This window comes from Agaribacillus sp. DX54, assembly GCF_056858335.1.
Genome location: NZ_JBXEQE010000009.1, coordinates 65417 through 83828 on the forward strand (window position 1 = coordinate 65417; position 18412 = coordinate 83828).

At 41.6% G+C, this 18412-nt stretch carries 14 protein-coding genes; 6 read left to right on the top strand and 8 right to left on the bottom strand.

Annotated elements, in window-relative coordinates:
• Positions 1–345: 345 nt before the first annotated feature.
• From AC04NP_RS12095 to AC04NP_RS12115, 5 genes are all read right to left on the bottom strand, one after another.
• Complete coding sequence (locus tag AC04NP_RS12095; protein ID WP_482860012.1) at positions 346–924, bottom strand: uracil-DNA glycosylase family protein; 579 nt, start codon at positions 922–924, stop codon at positions 346–348.
• Positions 925–1017: 93 nt separating this feature from the next.
• Positions 1018–1308, bottom strand: coding sequence for a HigA family addiction module antitoxin (locus tag AC04NP_RS12100; RefSeq protein WP_482860013.1), 291 nt, complete (start codon positions 1306–1308; stop codon positions 1018–1020).
• A gap of 11 nt (positions 1309–1319) precedes the next feature.
• Positions 1320–1601, bottom strand: coding sequence for a type II toxin-antitoxin system RelE/ParE family toxin (locus AC04NP_RS12105; RefSeq protein ID WP_482860014.1), 282 nt, complete (start codon positions 1599–1601; stop codon positions 1320–1322).
• Between the two features lie 125 nt (positions 1602–1726).
• Entirely contained in the window at positions 1727–2233 is a 507-nt protein-coding gene (locus AC04NP_RS12110) for an ORF6N domain-containing protein (RefSeq protein WP_482860015.1), read from the bottom strand.
• Positions 2234–2535: 302 nt separating this feature from the next.
• On the bottom strand, positions 2536–3243 hold the full coding sequence (locus tag AC04NP_RS12115) for a hypothetical protein (RefSeq protein ID WP_482860016.1): 708 nt from the start codon (positions 3241–3243) through the stop codon (positions 2536–2538).
• Positions 3244–3487: 244 nt separating this feature from the next.
• Between AC04NP_RS12115 and AC04NP_RS12120 the strand changes: the two genes are divergently transcribed.
• The 6 genes from AC04NP_RS12120 (at position 3488) to AC04NP_RS12145 (ending at position 14040) form a co-directional block, all read left to right on the top strand.
• Positions 3488–4792 carry a glycosyltransferase family 4 protein gene (locus tag AC04NP_RS12120; RefSeq protein WP_482860017.1) on the top strand — a complete coding sequence of 435 codons (1305 nt, stop codon included), beginning with the start codon at positions 3488–3490 and terminating at the stop codon, positions 4790–4792.
• Complete coding sequence (locus tag AC04NP_RS12125) at positions 4789–6012, top strand: glycoside hydrolase family 57 protein (protein WP_482860018.1); 1224 nt, start codon at positions 4789–4791, stop codon at positions 6010–6012. The genes AC04NP_RS12120 and AC04NP_RS12125 overlap by 4 nt, the downstream gene beginning before the upstream one ends.
• Before the next feature lie 41 nt (positions 6013–6053).
• Positions 6054–10298 carry an alpha-glucan family phosphorylase gene (gene glgP, locus AC04NP_RS12130; protein ID WP_482860019.1) on the top strand — a complete coding sequence of 1415 codons (4245 nt, stop codon included), beginning with the start codon at positions 6054–6056 and terminating at the stop codon, positions 10296–10298.
• A 28-nt stretch (positions 10299–10326) separates the two neighbouring features.
• A complete protein-coding gene (locus tag AC04NP_RS12135) occupies positions 10327–10821 on the top strand; it encodes a pyridoxamine 5'-phosphate oxidase family protein (RefSeq protein ID WP_482860020.1) in 495 nt (164 codons plus the stop codon).
• Between the two features lie 118 nt (positions 10822–10939).
• Positions 10940–12850 (top strand): glutamate-cysteine ligase family protein, encoded by a 1911-nt coding sequence (locus AC04NP_RS12140; protein ID WP_482860021.1) that lies wholly within the window; start codon positions 10940–10942, stop codon positions 12848–12850.
• The gene (locus AC04NP_RS12145; protein ID WP_482860022.1) at positions 12847–14040 is read left to right on the top strand and encodes a M14 family metallopeptidase; all 1194 of its coding nucleotides are present in this window, start codon (positions 12847–12849) and stop codon (positions 14038–14040) included. The genes AC04NP_RS12140 and AC04NP_RS12145 overlap by 4 nt, the downstream gene beginning before the upstream one ends.
• Positions 14041–14053: 13 nt before the next feature.
• Here the strand turns inward: AC04NP_RS12145 and AC04NP_RS12150 are convergent, their stop codons facing one another.
• The 3 genes from AC04NP_RS12150 to AC04NP_RS12160 form a co-directional block, all read right to left on the bottom strand.
• Positions 14054–14497, bottom strand: coding sequence for a DUF2267 domain-containing protein (locus AC04NP_RS12150; protein ID WP_482860023.1), 444 nt, complete (start codon positions 14495–14497; stop codon positions 14054–14056).
• A gap of 107 nt (positions 14498–14604) precedes the next feature.
• Entirely contained in the window at positions 14605–17031 is a 2427-nt protein-coding gene (ppsA, locus tag AC04NP_RS12155) for a phosphoenolpyruvate synthase (RefSeq protein WP_482860024.1), read from the bottom strand.
• 2 nt (positions 17032–17033) lie between these two features.
• Positions 17034–18050, bottom strand: coding sequence for a 2-hydroxyacid dehydrogenase (locus tag AC04NP_RS12160; RefSeq protein WP_482860025.1), 1017 nt, complete (start codon positions 18048–18050; stop codon positions 17034–17036).
• Between the last annotated feature and the right edge of the window lie 362 nt (positions 18051–18412).

The window sequence follows — 18412 nt, forward strand, 5'->3', positions numbered from 1 at the left end:
TTGAAAACTTACACCCGTGACGTTCAATTGAATTTAAAGACAAAAAGGCTTCCATGTAAATCATCATCTGAAGTTGGTTTGATTCTTTTCAAAAATTTCCTGAGCCCTTCAAACAAAAATGCTCTTATAACGTTTTAAATTTCTAACGTTGTTAGATTTTTTTAAAAGTGTTATCAAAAAAAGATTTCAGGCCAGATTACAGGCTTAGAGCTACGTGAAGCGCAGCTTAATCTTATCAACGCAAAATATGACTTAAGCCTTTAACTTATTAAGACCAAAATTTCGGAGGTAAGCCTGTTTTTCTTTAGCGGAGGATTAGTTGAGTAGCACAGGACAAAAGTGATGTCAAATACCGGCCATTAACAATGCAATCCTTCCTTGCAATACAGGCAATAGTTCTTTCTCAAACCAGGGATTTTTTCTCAGCCAGATATTGTTCCTGGGAGAAGGGTGTGGTAAAGGAATCTCACTGGGAAGGTACTCCCCATACGCCTTTACAGTTTCCGTTAATGTACGCTTAACCCTGCCATGTAAATAGTATTGTTGCGCATATTGCCCGATCAGGATTCTCAGTCCAACGTTTTCGAGTCTGGCTAAAATCCTGTCATGCCATTTCGGTGCACATTCCGGACGAGGCGGTAAGTCACCCGATTTGCCTTTACCGGGGTAGCAAAAGCCCATCGGAACAAGCGCCAGTTTATCCGGGTCATAAAAGGTACTAGCGCTGATGTCCAACCACTCCCTTAAACGGTTTCCACTGGCATCATCCCATGGAATACCCGATTGATGTACTTTCCTCCCGGGAGCTTGTCCAATAATCACCACCCTGGCTCCCTCGCCAAATTGAAATACAGGATTGGCGCCCAGAGGTAAATGATCGGCACAAATCTCACAGTCTTTTATAGCTGCCTTAAATTTTTCCAAATTGTATTAAATTCAATTAAAAATAACTGGTGCCTTAATAGCTTTTTACGTATCGCTAAACAGATTAAAGCACAGGGAATTATAAGAATTTTCCTATGCTGACAAAGGCACTATTTTATTAAAGATATCCTCCTTTTCATACCTCGTTTTACGAAGGTCATACTCCCGCTGTAAATTCATCCAAAATTCAGGGGTTGTACCAAAATACTTGGCAAATCGTATGGCAGTATCCGCTGTGATTCCACGTTCTTCTTTAAGTATCAAACTGACCCTCGTCTGCTGAACGCCAATTGCTTTGGCTAACTTGTAGGCAGTGATACCTAAAGGCTCAAGAAACTCCTTTTGGAGTATTTCTCCTGGGTGTACATTTGTTATATCGGTCATGATCTTTTTGTTTAATGATAATCTTTAACACTTACATTTGTAGCTTTACCATCGGCCCACATAAAGATAATACGCCATTGCATATTCACACTTATTGAATAATAACCCTTTAGATCTTTTTTTAAAGGGTGAAGTCTATTGGAAGGAGGAGCGCGTAAATCTATTAAACGATGGGCCGCATGTAACATAAATAATTTTCGTAGTATTATTTTAACTACGACATCACTCCACTTCCTCGTTCTCTCTCCATTCCACACCTTTTCGGTGTCTTTACAAGAAAAATTTAATATCATCTCATAATGTTTAACAAAGATAGTATCTTTTTTCGACACTATCAAATTTTACTAATATTTTTTTCCGATTAAATAATTATCTTGAGGTCAGTTTCAGATCATGGTTTAACAAAACCTTAACCAGGTCACCTGGTCTTAAAACCGATTTCAACCCTTGGTTTGGGTTGTTCGCCAATTAATTGTTTTAATACTGTAAAAATTTGCTTAATGCTTTGATCGTGGCTTAGACCTTTTCTTTCAATCTGTTCGATTTTCAATAAAATATCCTTTTGTGTAACAATCATCTCCCTCATTTTTGTAAATATCCTGATGATCTGAATGCTCACAGTATTTGCTCTTTCACTATTTAATACATTGGCAAGCATCAACACTCCATGTTCTGTAAAAACGGTAGGCAGAACCCTGCTCTTCATCGATAAATTTGCGGTCGCAATTTGCGACCGCAAATCACCTATCTCTTTCTTGGTTAATTGAAACATAAAGTCTCCGGGAAATTTATTGATGTTTCTTTTTACTTGTTCGCCAAGCCTTTTATTTTCAACACCATATAGTTCAGCTAAATCCCTGTCCAACATAACCTTTTTACCTCTGATAAAATATATTTTCGGGATTATTGTTTCTTCCGGAATCATAGCCATTTTGATTTTTTAAAGCTTTGACAGTATCACATATGAATAAATAAAAAAGTAGGTTTGCTAATAAAATCGAAATCTTTATCGATCAAAGGGGGGAATGCTAAAGCTAATAATTTTTTTGATTGTTTCAAAAGAAAAATACCATTTGGCATTTTAGGTGATCTGTTTTTCAAGAGCAATGGCATTGTCAAGGAATACGCCCAACCCTGACTTTATATCTGAAAAGTTGAAGCATGGTTGGGTATTGACGGGCTTTCCAATCGTCTTTTATCACAAAACAATCCAAAGAAAGTCAACCCTTAAAACTCCTCACCGGAATCCCAAACTGCCACCATACTCAGCAATTCATTTTCTCCTGCCCTTGACGAGAGATACAAAGCCATATTACTTGCTTCGTCTTCACAAATGCAATCCAGTAACAGATCCAATCGATCATCGCCATCCAAATCACCACTCCATACCAGCCTTGGCCCGGTACCAAAAAAATACTTATCCTCTACAATAAGTTGCTCTTTTCCCCCTCCCCTTAGCCAAATTCCATATTGATTTGCCGCATGCTCATCATCACTCAGATTGGGAAATTCGGAGCCATAAGGCGATAACTGATACTTCTCCTTATCCTTAAACAAAATATCGACATTTTGCTCTGGTACAAGCACATTGTAGGAATAGTACTTACCGGTAACCGGACCAGCCTTCAAGAACCTGTTCCCGGCAACCAGAAAAATTGGTTTTTCGGATCTTTGAATTGATACCTTTTTGGCAACTTTTTCACCCAAAGCTTCTACAAACGGATCACTAACCTCTTCAACTTTTACCTGCACCTTTTCCAGCCTTAACCCGTCTTCATAACTAAATAGCCCGTACCAATCCAGAGAAACATCGATATTCACATGACTCCCTCTCCAGGTACCTGTTTTGATAATCTGAACCGGCTTTTCCTGCACGCATTGCGCCATAACAAAAAGTGGCCAGACTAGAATTAAGATGTTAATATTTGTTCTCATGCGTTGGTTTTTGCAGAAAATTGGGCAAGTTACAAACTTTTTTAATAAGCCAAAGCCCAAAAAACATGTTGCTACTTCAATGTTGGTTTTAACAAAACTTTCAAAATAATTCATTAAATAAAATGACTTTCATCATGTATGGATTCCAAACATTGATTCAAATCATAATTAATCTGAACCTAAATCATTCATAACCATATTTTTGAAAGGTAGCTTTATAAACTTTTAACCCTAAAAAGCACGTATGAGAGTTTTGATGTTCGGGTGGGAATTTCCACCTCATATTTCCGGTGGTTTGGGTACTGCCTGCTACGGATTAACACAGGGGCTTGTACAAAATGGCATTGAGGTTATTTTTGTGGTCCCTAAAGCATTTGGCGAGGAACATTCGTTACACAAAAATCTCATCGATGGCAGCGATATCAGCATTGACACAAACGAAGTTCTGCTGATAAATCTCCCAAAAGAACTAAGGTATCTTAAAATCCGCTCGGAAATCCTGCCTTATGTATCACCTGAAACATTCGATGAAGCTGTGGAAAAAAGAATGATAGAGGTGGAGAAAGAAACCACACGGCAAAAGTCCGGAGTTAAGGGCAGAAAGTTTCAATTTTCAGGAGGATACAAAGGCAACCTGATGCAAGAGGTTTATCAATATGCTATGGTTGCCGCTGAGGTAGTTGAGACCAGCCAGTTTGATGTAATTCATGTGCACGATTGGCTGACCTTTCCGGCAGGAATAGCAGCAAAAGAGGCCAGTAACAGACCATTGGTGGCCCATGTTCACGCTACTGAATTCGACCGGTCGGGAAACACCGTTAATAAAGCGGTGTTTGAAATCGAAAAATCAGGGTTAAAAGCCGCTGACAAGATCATTACGGTAAGTGATTACACAAAAAAAACTTTAGTGAGCAAATATGGCATCAATCCCAATAAAATTCAGACAGTACATAACGCGGTCTTACCTGGTAAAGCCCTGAAGCCGAAGCAAAATGTAAAATCTCTTGACGAAAAAATCGTCACTTTTCTTGGAAGGGTTACCAGTCAAAAAGGGCCGTTGTACTTTGTGGAAGCGGCCTATAAGGTACTGCAAAAATTTCAAAATGTAAGATTTGTTATGGCTGGAAGCGGAGATCTGTTAAAGCGGGCCATAGAAAGGGTAGCAGCATTGAAAATGAGCAGCAATTTTCATTTTACTGGCTTTTTACAGGGAGAAAGTGTCAACACCATGTTTGCCCAAAGTGCCGTTTATGTGATGCCTTCGGTCTCGGAACCTTTCGGTATTTCACCGCTGGAAGCGATGAATGCAAATGTGCCTGCCATCATATCTCGCCAGTCGGGTGTGGCTGAAGTACTAAAACATGCTATAAAGGTAGACTTTTGGAATACCGATGCCATGGCCAATGCTATTTACGGCATCTTAAAATATCCACCGACTGCAAAACTCATGGCAATAGATGGAAAAAAGGAGGTTAAACGCCTTAAATGGAACGAATCAGCGGCCAAGGTAAAGACAATTTATCAGGAATTGATCAATGAAAAGATATGAAAAAGTTCTGCCTTTACTTTCAGGTTCATCAGCCTTTCAGATTGAGGGGCTACCATTTTTTTAATATCGCCAGGCATCATGATTATTTTGATGATCCCCTCAACAAAAGATTACTTAAAAAAGTAGCTGAAAATTGCTATTTACCTGCCAATAAACTATTCCTGAATCTGTTCAAACGGTACCATGGCAGGTTTAAAATAGCCTTATCCATTTCCGGTACGGCCCTGGATCAATTTGAACTTTATGCCCCTGAAGTTATTGGCAGCTTTCAGGAATTAGTATCAACCGGCTCGGTGGAGTTGCTGGCTGAAACCGATATGCATTCACTGGCCTCATTGGTTAGCCCTCAGACTTTTAAAGCACAGGTGAATCAACATATGGAAAAGATCGGCTACTACTTTCATCAGAGCCCCGCGGTGTTTAGAAATACAGAGTTGATTTATGCTAACCACATCGGCAAAATGCTGGCTGGAATGGGTTTTAGAGGGGCCGTGGCTGAGGGGGTAAGTCAGCTTTTGGAAAACAGAAGCCCTAACCATGTTTATACCAGCGCGGATCGTAAACCATTTAAACTATTGCTAAGAAATTTTCCGTTGAGTGATGACATTTCTTTCAGGTTTTCAGACCGGGCATGGGATCATTGGCCATTGACTGTTGATAAGTTTCTCAACCGCATACACAACATGGATCCGTCGCATGAAATCATCAACCTGTTTATGGACTATGAAACACTTGGTGAACATCAGAAAAAGGAAAGTGGAATTTTCGACTTTATCAGGAATCTACCCGAGCATGTTTTTAAATCGGGGGTTCATGAATTCTGCACCCCCGCAGAGGCCATGGAAGAAATAGCCCCGGCCGGCCAAATTGACTTCCCCGAACCTGCTTCCTGGGCAGACTCAGAAAAGGATCTTTCTGCGTGGCTCGGCAATGACATGCAAAAGGAGGCCTTTGAAAATTTATACGCATTGGAAGCCCCGATCACACAGATCGACGACGACGCCATAATAAATGACTGGCGATACCTGCAAACCAGTGATCACTTCTATTATATGAGTACCAAATTGCATAGTGATGGAGAAGTTCACAACTATTTCAACCCTTACCGGTCGCCTTACGAAGCTTTTATAAATTATATGAATGTAGTCAACGATTTAACCATAAGAATAAGTAAAAAAATAACCAAAAAAGAGGCTATCCATCAATCGGACCATCATTAACTTAAGGAAAAATAATACCACTAAACGATATACAAGTTTAAATGCAGAAAAATCAGGTAAAAAAACCCGATTATATCTTCGAAGTAAGCTGGGAGATATGTAACAAGGTAGGAGGAATTTATACGGTAATCTCGACCAAAGCCCGAACTTTATCAGAGACCTTTCATGACAATGTGATCATGATAGGGCCCGACGTTTGGAGAGAAGCAACCAATTACACGGAATTCACAGAAGAAGACAGTCTTTTCAGATCATGGAAGGAAGTGGCCAAAAAGCAGGGGTTAAAGATCAGGGTTGGCCGATGGAACATTCCAGGGAAACCGATAACAATATTGGTGGACTATACCCCGTTGTTCGCTAAAAAGGATGAAATCCTGGCAAATCTTTGGATCAAATACCATTTGGATTCATTAAGTGGTAAATGGGATTATATTGAACCGGCCCTTTTCGGCTATGCAGCGGGCATGATAATAGAAAACTTTCATCTTTACCACCTTTCACAAAATGACCGGACCATTGCACATTTTCATGAATGGTTGACTGGTGCCGGCATCTTATATTTGAAAGAAAGAATGCCGGAGATTGGCACTGTGTTTACTACTCACGCTACTGTGGCAGGCAGGGCTATTGCAGGACAGGGCCTACCTTTTTATAGTCAGTTTGAAACGCTTGAAGTCGACAAAATAATCAAAGCCAATGACCTTATTGCCAAGTTTTCACTGGAAAAAACAGCCGCTGAAAGGGCAGATTGTTTCACTACCGTAAGCAAACTTACGGCACGGGAATGTAAACAATTTCTTGGAAAGGAAGTGGATCTGATAACCGCCAATGGGTTCGAGGAACAGATTGTACCGGATGTTGACACTTTCGAAGACAAAAGAACCAAAGCAAGGGATAAGTTAACCAAAGTAGCCTCGGCTACCCTTGGTTATCAGGTGCAGGATGACTGCCTGCTAGTCGCCACCAGCGGGCGCTATGAGTTTGCAAATAAAGGTCTCGATGTATTCGTTGACACAATGCGTAAATTGTCAGATAATGAGAAGCTGGATCGTGAAATAATCGCTTTTATGCTAGTGCCGGCCGCCCATACCCAACCCAGGGAGGAAATTTTGTTCTCTTTGTCGGAAAAAGAATTTCACCGGACAGCCCAACCGGAACCTTTTACCCATCACCTCCAGGACAAAGATCACGATCAAATCTATCAACGAATTGTCGAAAAAAATCTAAAAAATGACACACAAAGCCCGGTAAAGATAATTTATGTCCCCACCTACCTTGACGGCAATGACGGTTTGTTCAACATGAAATACTACGAGTTGCTGATTGGATTTGACCTCACCGTTTTCCCCTCCTATTATGAACCATTCGGATACACCCCTCTGGAAAGCCTTGCCTTTCATATCCCTACCATTACAACATCACTTACAGGGTTTGGCATAACAGTTACTTCAAAATTAAAAAAAACTTCCGACGGCATTTTTGTCGTTGAAAGAACCGATGAGAATTATGATGAGGTAGTGGATAAAATTGACAATCATTTGTTAGAATTCAGCTTTTTGACAGAAAAAGAAAGGGAAGCGCAGCGCGAATCGGCCCATACCATCTCAAGAATTGCGCTTTGGTCCAATCTGATAGCCTATTATAAAGATGCCTATAACCTGGCATTGCAAAAAGTTGAAAAGAGGGAGGCAGTATTTAGAAATCAAAGGGTCATTCAAACACCTATAGAAGCATTCATAGAACCTCCTGCACCCAACAAACCTATCTGGCGTAACATATTTATTGAATTCAAAATTCCTGAAAAACTGAACGCACTGGATGCGCTCTCCAGAAATCTGTGGTGGACATGGAACGATGCGGCCTGTGAACTTTTTGAATCGCTGGATCACGAAGGATGGGAAATTTCGGGTTGCAATCCCATCGCATTGCAGAATGGCCTGTTTTATGACCGCTGGCAGGAATTGGAAAATGACCCGGCATTTTTAAAAAACCTGGAGCTGGTTCATCAGGAATTTGAAGCTTATATGAATCCCAGCCACAAGAAACAGGGACCTGGAATTGCCTATTTCAGCATGGAGTATGGGCTGCATACAAGTTTAAAACTATACTCAGGTGGTCTGGGCATTTTAGCCGGTGATTATCTTAAAGAGGCAAGCGATGCCAATCTGAAAATGACAGGCATAGGCCTGTTATACAGGTACGGATACTTTGATCAGTCAGTTAATTTAAAAGGGGAGCAGATCGAAAGCTATAAAAAAGAGCATTTCACCAAGTTACCGATCCATCCGGTCTATAACCAGGATAACGAACGGTTGACGATCGGCATCTCCTTTCCCGGCCGTACGGTTTGGGCACAGGCATGGCGGATTGATGTGGGAAGAATACCACTTTACCTGTTGGATACCGATATTGACAATAATAGCAAAGAAGACCGCACTATTACTTATCATCTGTATGGTGGTGACGAAGAGATGAGAATAAAACAGGAAATTCTCATTGGAGTAGGCGGAATATTGCTTATCGAAAAGCTGGGGATTTCGGCAACCCTATACCATTGTAACGAAGGACATGCGGCTTTCTCAATGCTGGAACGGGTCAGGAATTATGTTCAAAAGAAAAATTTAACATTTTTGGAGGCTGCGGAAGTGGTAAAATCCTCTACTGTATTTACCACCCATACACCGGTGCCGGCGGGGCATGATTTTTTTAGTGAAGAACTGGTTAGGACCTACCTGTCTGGCTATCATGGGCTGTTTAACGTCAGTTGGGAGCGGTTTTTGAAAGTGGGCAAAACGATCTCATCAGCCAATGAAGAAAAATTCTGTATGAGCTTTTTTGCCGCAAGACTTGCGCAGAAGATCAACGGGGTAAGCAAGTTGCACCGCCTCGCCTCTAACAAAATCTTCAACCCCTTATGGGAAGGTTTGACAGAAGAAGAACTGAATATTGACTACGTTACTAACGGAATACACTATGGTACCTGGGTATCAAAAAAATGGAAGCAATTATTTAATAAACTGGTTAAAAACCACTATATTGATGGAAAATACCAGAAAACCAACTGGGACAAAATAAGGGAAATCCCCGACAAATCCATCAGTGAAATCAAGGGCCATGACAAACATCGGTTAATTCGTGCATTGCAAAAAAGGTTTAGCGGTGCTGATCATGATCCTTACAAGGCTAAAATGTCGGAAATATTGAATGGGTTTTCAACAGAGGAATTCATTATGGTATTTGCCCGGAGATTTGCAAGTTACAAGAGAGCGTATTTGTTGTTTGACAATCCGGCAAGATTATCAAAAATTGTTAACAACCCCGAAAGACCGGCCCGAATTATTATTTGTGGAAAGGCCCATCCCAGGGATGATAGTGGTAAGCAAATCATCAGGAAAATAATTCAGGTGTCTATGCAGCCGGAGTTTCTGGGAAAAATTGTTTTTATACAAAATTACGACATGGATTTGGCCAGATTTTTAGTACAGGGTGCTGATCTTTGGATCAATACGCCGAAAAGGCTTCATGAGGCCTCGGGAACCAGTGGCATGAAGGCAGCCATGAATGGCGTCATCAACTTGAGTGTTCCGGATGGATGGTGGGCAGAAGCCTATAATGAAAATGCCGGTTGGGCGCTTCCCGAAACCAAAACGTATGAAAACGAAAATGATCAGAATAGTGCTGACGCAGAAACTATTTATAACTTGCTGGAAAATGAAATTATACCGGAATTCTTTGATCGGGACAAAAATAGTATAGCCAGCAATTGGGTCGAAAGAATGAAAAACTGCATCATGACAGTCGCCCCCTATTTTTCTACAGCCAGGATGTTAAACGAATACCAAAGCAAGTTTTATCACCCGCTCAATGAAAGACATCAGCAATTAACCGGGCAAAACTTTGCGGAAGCAAAAAAACTGGTAACCTGGAAAAAACGTCTGAGAAAAGGGTGGAATAATATATATGTGATAGAAATGAAAATTTATGATACAAATACGCCTCCAATGGAATTGGGCGAGAAGCTTGGAGCGGAGGTTACGCTGGATATTGGCAGTTTATCTGAACATGATATCGGCGTAGAACTTGTAATTGCAAAAATCATTAATGAGCAAGTCCATATTAAAAGCATTCATGAATTGGAGATCTTAAACAAGAGAAATAAACAAGTGACTTACAAAACCCTGGTTACCGCTAGTTTTTCAGGAACTTACAAATATGGATTTAGAATTTCACCAAAAAATGAGCTGCTGCTTTACAAGAGAGATATGCCCCTGGTAAAATGGATTTAACACTGTAGAACACTTAAAATTAGAAATCATGGTTGGAAACCTGAAAAAAAAAGAGATACGGGAAATACTGAAAAACAATTACGTCGGGCGCCTGGGTTTTTGCCTGAAGGGCAGGCCATACATCATACCTACTACCTATTATTTTGATGAATCCACCTCAGGTATAATTAGCCATAGCAGGGAAGGGATGAAAATTGAAGAGATGAGAAAAGACAAAGAAATCTGCTTTGAAATAGAGGAAGTCGATAACCTGTCGAGGTGGAGAAGTGTATTGCTTTGGGGTAAATATGAAGAACTCACCGGTTCAACTGCCCGATTTGCTTTGCATAACTTTGTTCATCATGTCCGGGAACTCCTGCATCGACAGGGAATAGATGCCGCCCAGTTTATTGATGATATGTCATATGCAGATGCCGAGGATGGAAATGCGATCATTTATCGCATTCATATCCTGAAACAATCCGGAAAATACGGAAGCAAAGATTCCCATGCCAATTTCACTGAACTAAGTGGCTCAAATTGATGTATTTTTCACCTGTTCAGGTGTACTCGAATCCGGAAACATATGTCATTTCAGATGCTGATTTTTGTCATTGAATTCGGCTTCTGATTTAGGTTTATTACCATAAATCAATAGAAAAATGGGAGATTACCTGGTGAAAGGCCTCAATAAAAAAGAGCTGCATCATTTTCTGAATGCCTTGCTCGAAGATATCAAGGTGCTGGAAAGAATGATCGAAAAGGGGTTGATCGAATCGGACGTAAAACGAATTGGTGCAGAACAGGAGTTGTCGCTCGTGGATCAGTTTTACAGAACGTCCGCAAAAGCTCCGCAGATTTTGAACAAATTGGACAATCCACGTTTTAAAGCAGAATTGGCCGGCTTTAACATAGAAATAAATCTGCCGCCGCTATTGTTTACGGATAATTGCCTTTCCAAATACGAAACATTACTTAACGACGACCTCAATGAGATCAGAAAGGTGAGCAGGGAGTTTGGTTCGGATTTGGTTATCACGGGTATATTACCCTCCATCCGGAAAAGTGATTTATCAGAAAAAAACCTGAGCCCGGAAGGTCGTTATCAATCATTAAATCAATCACTAACGGCGTTGCGCGGTGAACCTTATCAAATTCGTATCGAAGGTACAGATCAGTTGATCACAAAACATGGCAGCAACATGATTGAAAGCTGCAACAACAGTTTTCAGATTCATTTACAATTACCGGCCAGCGGGTTTGTCAATTACTACAACTGCGCACAGGCAATATCAGGGCCGGTTTTAGCAGCAGCCACCAATTCACCTTTGCTGTTTGGCAAAAGGCTGTGGCGCGAAACCAGAATTGCCCTTTTCGAGCAATCGGTAGATACCAGAAGACCTTCTTATGAGCCCATTGAGAATTTACCAAGGGTCTATTTCGGTAATGAATGGTTGAAGAATTCAGTTACTGAACTTTTCCATGATGATGTTGCCAGACACCGGGTTATATTACAAAGTGATATTATCGACTCATCTCTGGAAAAATTTGAACGTGGCGAAGTTCCGGATTTAAGCGCACTGGTCGTCCACAATAGCACAGTTTATCGTTGGAACAGGGCATGTTACGGTATCACCGATGGCCAGCCGCACCTGCGAATAGAGAACCGGTACCTTCCGGCTGGTCCTACCATAGTGGATGAGATCGCCAATTCGGCTTTTTGGCTTGGGTTAATGAACGAAATCCCTGAGCATTATAAAAACGTAGAAGGGTCTATGGACTTCGATGAAGTGAGAACGAATTTCATCAATGCTGCACGACTTGGTCTGGATGCCCGCTTTACCTGGATGGGCACGGAAAAAATCTCGGCGCAGGAGCTCATTCTCGATGAATTGTTACCCATGGCTTCAAAAGGATTAAAAAGAGCAGGTATTGAAAAAGACGACATGAGCCGGTACCTTGGAATTGTGAAAAACAGGGTCAAGAACAGAAAAACCGGATCACAGTGGTTATTGGACTCGTATAACCACATGAAAAAAAGTGTAAACAGCGATGAAGTTACGCTTGCCGTAACTGCCTCGATGATAAAATATCAAAAAATGGCCATGCCGGTGCATGCCTGGCCTGTAGCCGACATTTCGGAAGCCGGGGGATGGACCACGCGTTATCGCGAGGTAGGACAGTTTATGTCAAAAGATGTGTTTGCTGTAAAAACGGACGATATCATTGATCTTGCTGCTAATATCATGGACTGGAAAAACATAAGACATATTCCTGTAGAGGATGATAAAGGAAATCTCGTTGGCCTGGTTACTTCCGGTATGTTTTTACGGTTCCTGGCACGTTCATATGGGAAAAAACAAAAAATGATCCCCATTAATGAGATAATGATCAAAGACCCGATAACCACGACACCCGAAACACCTACAGCAAAAGCCATCGAAATCATGCTAAAAAACAAAGTTGGGTGTTTACCCGTTGTCCATAAGAAAAAACTGGTTGGAATCGTTACAGAAAATGACTTTGTAAAAATAAGTCAGAAATTATTTGATCCACTTAAAAATACTTTATGATTACATCGACTAAACTTGAAAATATATCGGAAACTATACAATTAGAGAGAATACTCGGCACTTATACCGGGAATAAACCAGGGCCCAACTTAATTGCCTTCGGTGGCATGCATGGTAATGAACCATCAGGCGTTATAGCACTCAGAAAAGTATTTCAGGAAATTCATAGCTACCAACCCAACTTTAATGGGAAGTTTTTTGGAATAGCCTGCAACCTTGGCGCATTGTCTGCCAAAAAGCGATTCATAAAATCTGATCTGAACAGAATATGGACCCCCGAAAACATCCGTAAAGTTTCTGACCGTTCTAATTCGAATTTAAGTCACCCGGAACAATATGAGCAGTTTGAAATATATCATGCCGTACAGGATATTATCAAGGAAGCTTCGGGTCCCTTGTATTTTATTGACCTGCATACTACGTCGGCCGAAAGCCAGCCTTTTATTTCCATAAATGATACCCTCAGAAACAGAGAGGAAGCTTTAAAGTATCCGCTTCCCATCATTTTGGGGGTGGAGGAACACCTTGAAGGAACCATCCTCAATTATATTAATCATCTGGGGCATATTTCCGTAGGATTTGAAGCAGGGCAACATGATGCCCCATCTTCCATTGAAAATCAGGAAGCCTTTATCTGGACCACTTTAATCAATATTGGCTGTATTTCCGAATATGACATTCTGGATGGACATGTTTATCCGGAACGATTGGCAAAAACCACCACAGAAGGAAAAAAAATCTTTGAAGTAAGGTACAAATATACAATCAGCGAGGGGGAGGAATTTACTATGAAGCCCCACTATGTCAATTTCCAAAGTGTTAGAAAAAATGAGTTGCTTGCCAGTAATCAACATGAAAATATTTATGCTTTGGAAAAAGGGAAAGTCTTTATGCCCTTGTACCAGAAACAAGGTGATGACGGTTTTTTTATCATTAAGCGCATTAAGTGGTGCTGGTTGCAGATTTCTACGGTTTTAAGAAAAGGCTCCATTCATAAAATACTCCCATATCTACCAGGCATCAGAAAACACAATGACCTGGATTACGCTTTGGAAGTCAACAGAAAAATTGCCCGTTGGTATGTCATTGAGATTTTTCACTTACTAGGCTTCCGGAGAAAAATATTGAAAAAAGGCCATATTATTTTCATCAAAAGAAAACATGATTTTAAAGGCCCTGAACTGGAATAAAATTAAACATTTTTTAAGATTTAACCTTCCAGAGTTCTTTCAAAGGACCAGGCAAAACGCTGATGATATCTTCAACCTCCCCTTCCGATATGTGCGCCCTGAGTACTTTAAAAACCGCCATCACAGCATTTACGCCGTCTTTGAATGTGAACAGGTCGTGTGTTCCTACGGGATGGTCCTCATGCCGCACCGACTTCACAAAATCGTAAACATTACGGACATGTTCCGGCTTTCTGGATATTTTCCATTGCTCCACATACAATCCTTTCATAACCATTGGAAGCTGCGCCAGTAGTTGAAATGATTCTTCCACCGAGATTTGATTCCTCAGAGCTCTCAGCACCGCCCGCATGATACGAAAGGCGGTTTCTTTGTCTTCCGGTATCCCGAGCTCCTCAGCCAGTTCATTAACCATTTCATTACCTTTCTGTGCGTATTTATAAAAAATGTCTGCCATGATTACATGTTTTTTTACGTCCAATATAACGTGACCAAACCGGTTTAAAAATGACTGACATCATAGCAAAAGTTGATGAAAGCCATTATCCCGGAGCCACCCCAGGCTTATAAGGTTTCCTGAATTTTTTTGCCAATGCTTTTTTCAGCAGCCACCACCGTTTGCATACCCTTGATAATAGCGTCTATATTAAAAGAAATACTGTCGATGCCGGTTTCAACCAAAAACCGGGTAAAAGCCGGCTGGTCACTGGCAGCCTGGCCGCAAAACCCGATTTTCTTACCGCGCTCCTGCGCCACCTCTATAGCGTTTTTTACCAAAGACTTCACCGCCTCGTCGGTGGCATCGAATATGTCAGACAATAACGCCGAATCACGGTCGATGCCAAGTGTTAACTGGGTAAGGTCATTGGAGCCAATGGAAAATCCGTCAAAAACCTCACTAAATTCCCTTGCCTGCAATACATTGCTGGGCACTTCGGTCATCACGTAAACTTCAAGATTGTCTTCACCCTGTTTGAGCCCTAAATCCCGCATTAGTTGTATAACCTTTCTGCCTTCGTCGACTGTCCGGCAAAAAGGGATCATCAACTGAACATTTTCCAGGCCCATTTCCTGCCGTGCTATTCTCATGGCCTCACATTCCATAGCAAAGCCCGCTCTGTACTTCTCATGATAATAACGTGAAGCACCTCTCCATCCTATCATTGGATTTTCCTCTTTAGGTTCAAAGAATTCGCCTCCGATCAGGTTGGCATATTCATTGGTTTTAAAATCACTCATACGGACCAGTACCTTCTTTGGATAAAAAGCAGCCGCTATCGTCGCCACCGCCTCCGACAATTTATCGATAAAATACCGCTTTTTATCAGGGTACCCACGAGTCAGTGCTTCAATTTCCTGCCTGATCATTTCATCTTTCAATGTATCAAACCTCGCCAAAGCCATCGGGTGGATCTGAATAGAATTATTAATTACAAATTCCAACCGCATCAAGCCAACACCATCGTTAGGTAAAAATGAACATTTATAAGCCTGATCAGGGTCGGCTAAAATCAATTGTATGGCCGTCGCAGGCATTTCAATCTTATCGGTATCGATTTCAACAGACTCCCAGGTCAGTGCCCCGTCGTAAACGTAGCCCGTCTGTCCCTGGACACAGGAAACAGTGATCGTTTGCCCGTCTTGTATCACGCTGGTGGCATTTTCAGTGCCAACGACAGCCACAGCACCCAGCTCTCTGGCCACAATGGCAGCATGACTGGTTCTGCCGCCTTTATCTGTTACAATAGCTGAAGCTTTCTTGAGAATAGGATCCCAATCCGGGTTAGTAATTTCTGTCACCAGTATCTCTCCCTGTTTTAGCAAATCGATATCCCTGGGATGATACAAAACCCTGGCTTTACCGGTGACAATTTTACTACCGACATTTTTTCCGGAAACCAAAATCCTGCCTTCCTCTTTTAGTTCATACTGGTAAAACCTGAAACTTTCCCTGCGGCGCGCATGTACCGTCTCAGGCCTGGCCTGTACAATGAAAATTTCCTGGGTAAGTCCGTCTTTCGCCCACTCGATATCCATAGGACGCTGGTAGTACTCCTCGATCATCAGGGACCATCTGGCCAGTTTTGCAATTTCAGCATCAGTGAGCGCAAATTGCCACCTTTTTTGCAATGGTGTGTCAATATTTTCAGTACCTTTCCTGGTATTGATGCCTGAGGTCCCTGTATTTCCTGCATAAACCATGGTGTGTTCTTTCAACCCAAGCTTTTTACTGATCACTGATTTTTTGCCGGTATTTAAGTTGGGTTTAAAAACATAATACTCATCGGGAGTCACCGAACCTTTTACGACATTTTCACCCAGCCCCCAACTGCCGTTTATCACAATCATATCTCTGAATCCGGTTTCCGGTTCCAACGTAAAACAAACCCCGGCAGAGGCCAGATCTGATCTCACCATTGCCTGAATTCCTATGGACAAGGCGACGGACAAATGATCAAAACCGTGGTCTTCCCTGTATTTTATCGCCCGGTTTGAAAAAAGGGAAGCGTAACACGCCACACAGGCATCGATCAATTCTTCCTCGGATTGAACATTCAAAAAGCTTTCCTGTTGCCCGGCAAAACTGGCCTCGGGCAAATCTTCCGCAGTAGCACTGCTTCTCACAGCTACCTGTATATCGTCATTCCCATATCGCTGTTTTAATTCCTCAAAACCCACCAACACATCTTCCAACACTGCGGCAGGCAGAGCACCATTAAGAAATAGTTGCCTGATTTGTTTCCCTGTTTCAGCCAGGTTCTCAAACGCTACGGTATCCAGTTGCTTAATCAAACGCTCCAAAGATTGGCGAATCTGGTTTTGGTCGATAAACTCGTGATAAGCCTGGGCAGTTACAACGTAACCATCCGGTACTTTGATACCCTGTTTTGTCAAATGCTGAAACATCTCACCCAAAGAAGCATTTTTGCCCCCCGCAAGGTGAATATCGCTCATAGATACCTCTCCAAAGTTTCTTATATAGTGCTTCATAATCAATTTATATTTTCAGTAGTAGCTGATTGAGTCAGGTCAAATTTAGTAGGGATACCCTGTTCAAAACAGTTCAGGATTTGTATAGTGGTGGTTGCGATGTTTTCGAGCGCATTTTTTGTTAAAAACCCCTGGTGACTGGTGATCAGTACGTTTTTAAAAGTCATCAACCGGGCTATTACGTCATCTTCCAATATATCCTCAGAGAGATCTTCAAAAAATAACCCACCTTCTTCCTCGTAAACATCTATACCGAGAAATCCGATTTTTCTGGTTTTAAGCCCCTTGATTACTGCTTTGGTGTCCACCAGGCCTCCCCTGCTGGTGTTAATCAGCATTGCGCCGTCTTTCATAAGGTTAATGCGGCGCTTGTTGATCAGATAACGGGTTTCGTCTGTAAGGGGCACATGCAGGGTAATAATATCTGACTTTGAGCATAACTCATCCACATCCACCAATTCACCGCCATAGTTGTCTTCGATCTCCTGATTGACTGCCTTGTCCGCATAGAGAATCCGGCAACCAAAGCTGTGCAGAATACGCCCGACTAACGCACCGATCTTTCCGGTTCCAACGATCCCCACGGTTTTGCCATGCATATCAAAACCCACAAGACCATTTAGTGAAAAGTTTAAATCCATAATACGGTGATGCGCTCTGATTAATTTCCGGTTCAGCGCCAGCATCAGGGCAACGGTATGTTCAGCAACGGCATAGGGGGAGTAATCAGGAACATGTCCCACCGATATGCCTAACTTGCGGGCATGCTCAACATCGATGTGGTTATAACCGGCAGACCTTGTAACAATAAAATTGATGTTCATAGCCTTCAGGTCATCCAAAACCTTGGCTGAAAGTGTATCGTTAACAAACACCGCCACGGCATCGCAGGATTTGGCCAATATGGCAGTACCCTCCTGTAAATACGTATTCAGATAAATTAATTCGTGCTTACCCTGGTTTTCCTTTTCAATAAAGGGTTTTTCAAAATCATGAGCATCATAAATGGCAACTTTCATGCAATTGGATTTTAATTTTTGATAATCAATAAAAAATTACTGGAATCTAAACCGGTCGCGTTTTCATGCAAACGCTTTACTGGCGCTGGGTTAACCTGCACTTTTCAACACTTTGCTGACACAAGCGAGACGAAGTTATTGTACAATTTTAAAAATGTCCCATTACTTCTTATTGGGTAAAAGCTCTGTGTTTTTTGTGCCTCTGCGGTTAAAAAAGGTGAACCACAAAGGCACCAAGGCGCAAAGAACTTTCGCCAATACGAACCCAAACTATTACCTGATCATGATAAGCCATTAATGACACTAAACAAAATGAGCATCGCCAGCAACAAAAACAATACGATTGTGAGTTTCCTTTTATT

Bases quoted from the DNA above. Each gene is read 5' to 3' on its own strand.
- AC04NP_RS12150 (WP_482860023.1), bottom strand. From the start codon at position 14,497: ATGGCAGACATTTTTTATAAATACGCACAGAAAGGTAATGAAATGGTT.
- AC04NP_RS12110 (WP_482860015.1), bottom strand. From the start codon at position 2,233: ATGATTCCGGAAGAAACAATAATCCCGAAAATATATTTTATCAGAGGT.
- AC04NP_RS12125 (WP_482860018.1), top strand. From the start codon at position 4,789: ATGAAAAAGTTCTGCCTTTACTTTCAGGTTCATCAGCCTTTCAGATTG.
- AC04NP_RS12135 (WP_482860020.1), top strand. From the start codon at position 10,327: ATGGTTGGAAACCTGAAAAAAAAAGAGATACGGGAAATACTGAAAAAC.
- AC04NP_RS12145 (WP_482860022.1), top strand. From the start codon at position 12,847: ATGATTACATCGACTAAACTTGAAAATATATCGGAAACTATACAATTA.
- AC04NP_RS12100 (WP_482860013.1), bottom strand. From the start codon at position 1,308: ATGACCGATATAACAAATGTACACCCAGGAGAAATACTCCAAAAGGAG.
- glgP (WP_482860019.1), top strand. From the start codon at position 6,054: ATGCAGAAAAATCAGGTAAAAAAACCCGATTATATCTTCGAAGTAAGC.
- AC04NP_RS12105 (WP_482860014.1), bottom strand. From the start codon at position 1,601: ATGATATTAAATTTTTCTTGTAAAGACACCGAAAAGGTGTGGAATGGA.
- AC04NP_RS12160 (WP_482860025.1), bottom strand. From the start codon at position 18,050: ATGAAAGTTGCCATTTATGATGCTCATGATTTTGAAAAACCCTTTATT.
- AC04NP_RS12115 (WP_482860016.1), bottom strand. From the start codon at position 3,243: ATGAGAACAAATATTAACATCTTAATTCTAGTCTGGCCACTTTTTGTT.
- ppsA (WP_482860024.1), bottom strand. From the start codon at position 17,031: ATGAAGCACTATATAAGAAACTTTGGAGAGGTATCTATGAGCGATATT.
- AC04NP_RS12120 (WP_482860017.1), top strand. From the start codon at position 3,488: ATGAGAGTTTTGATGTTCGGGTGGGAATTTCCACCTCATATTTCCGGT.
- AC04NP_RS12140 (WP_482860021.1), top strand. From the start codon at position 10,940: ATGGGAGATTACCTGGTGAAAGGCCTCAATAAAAAAGAGCTGCATCAT.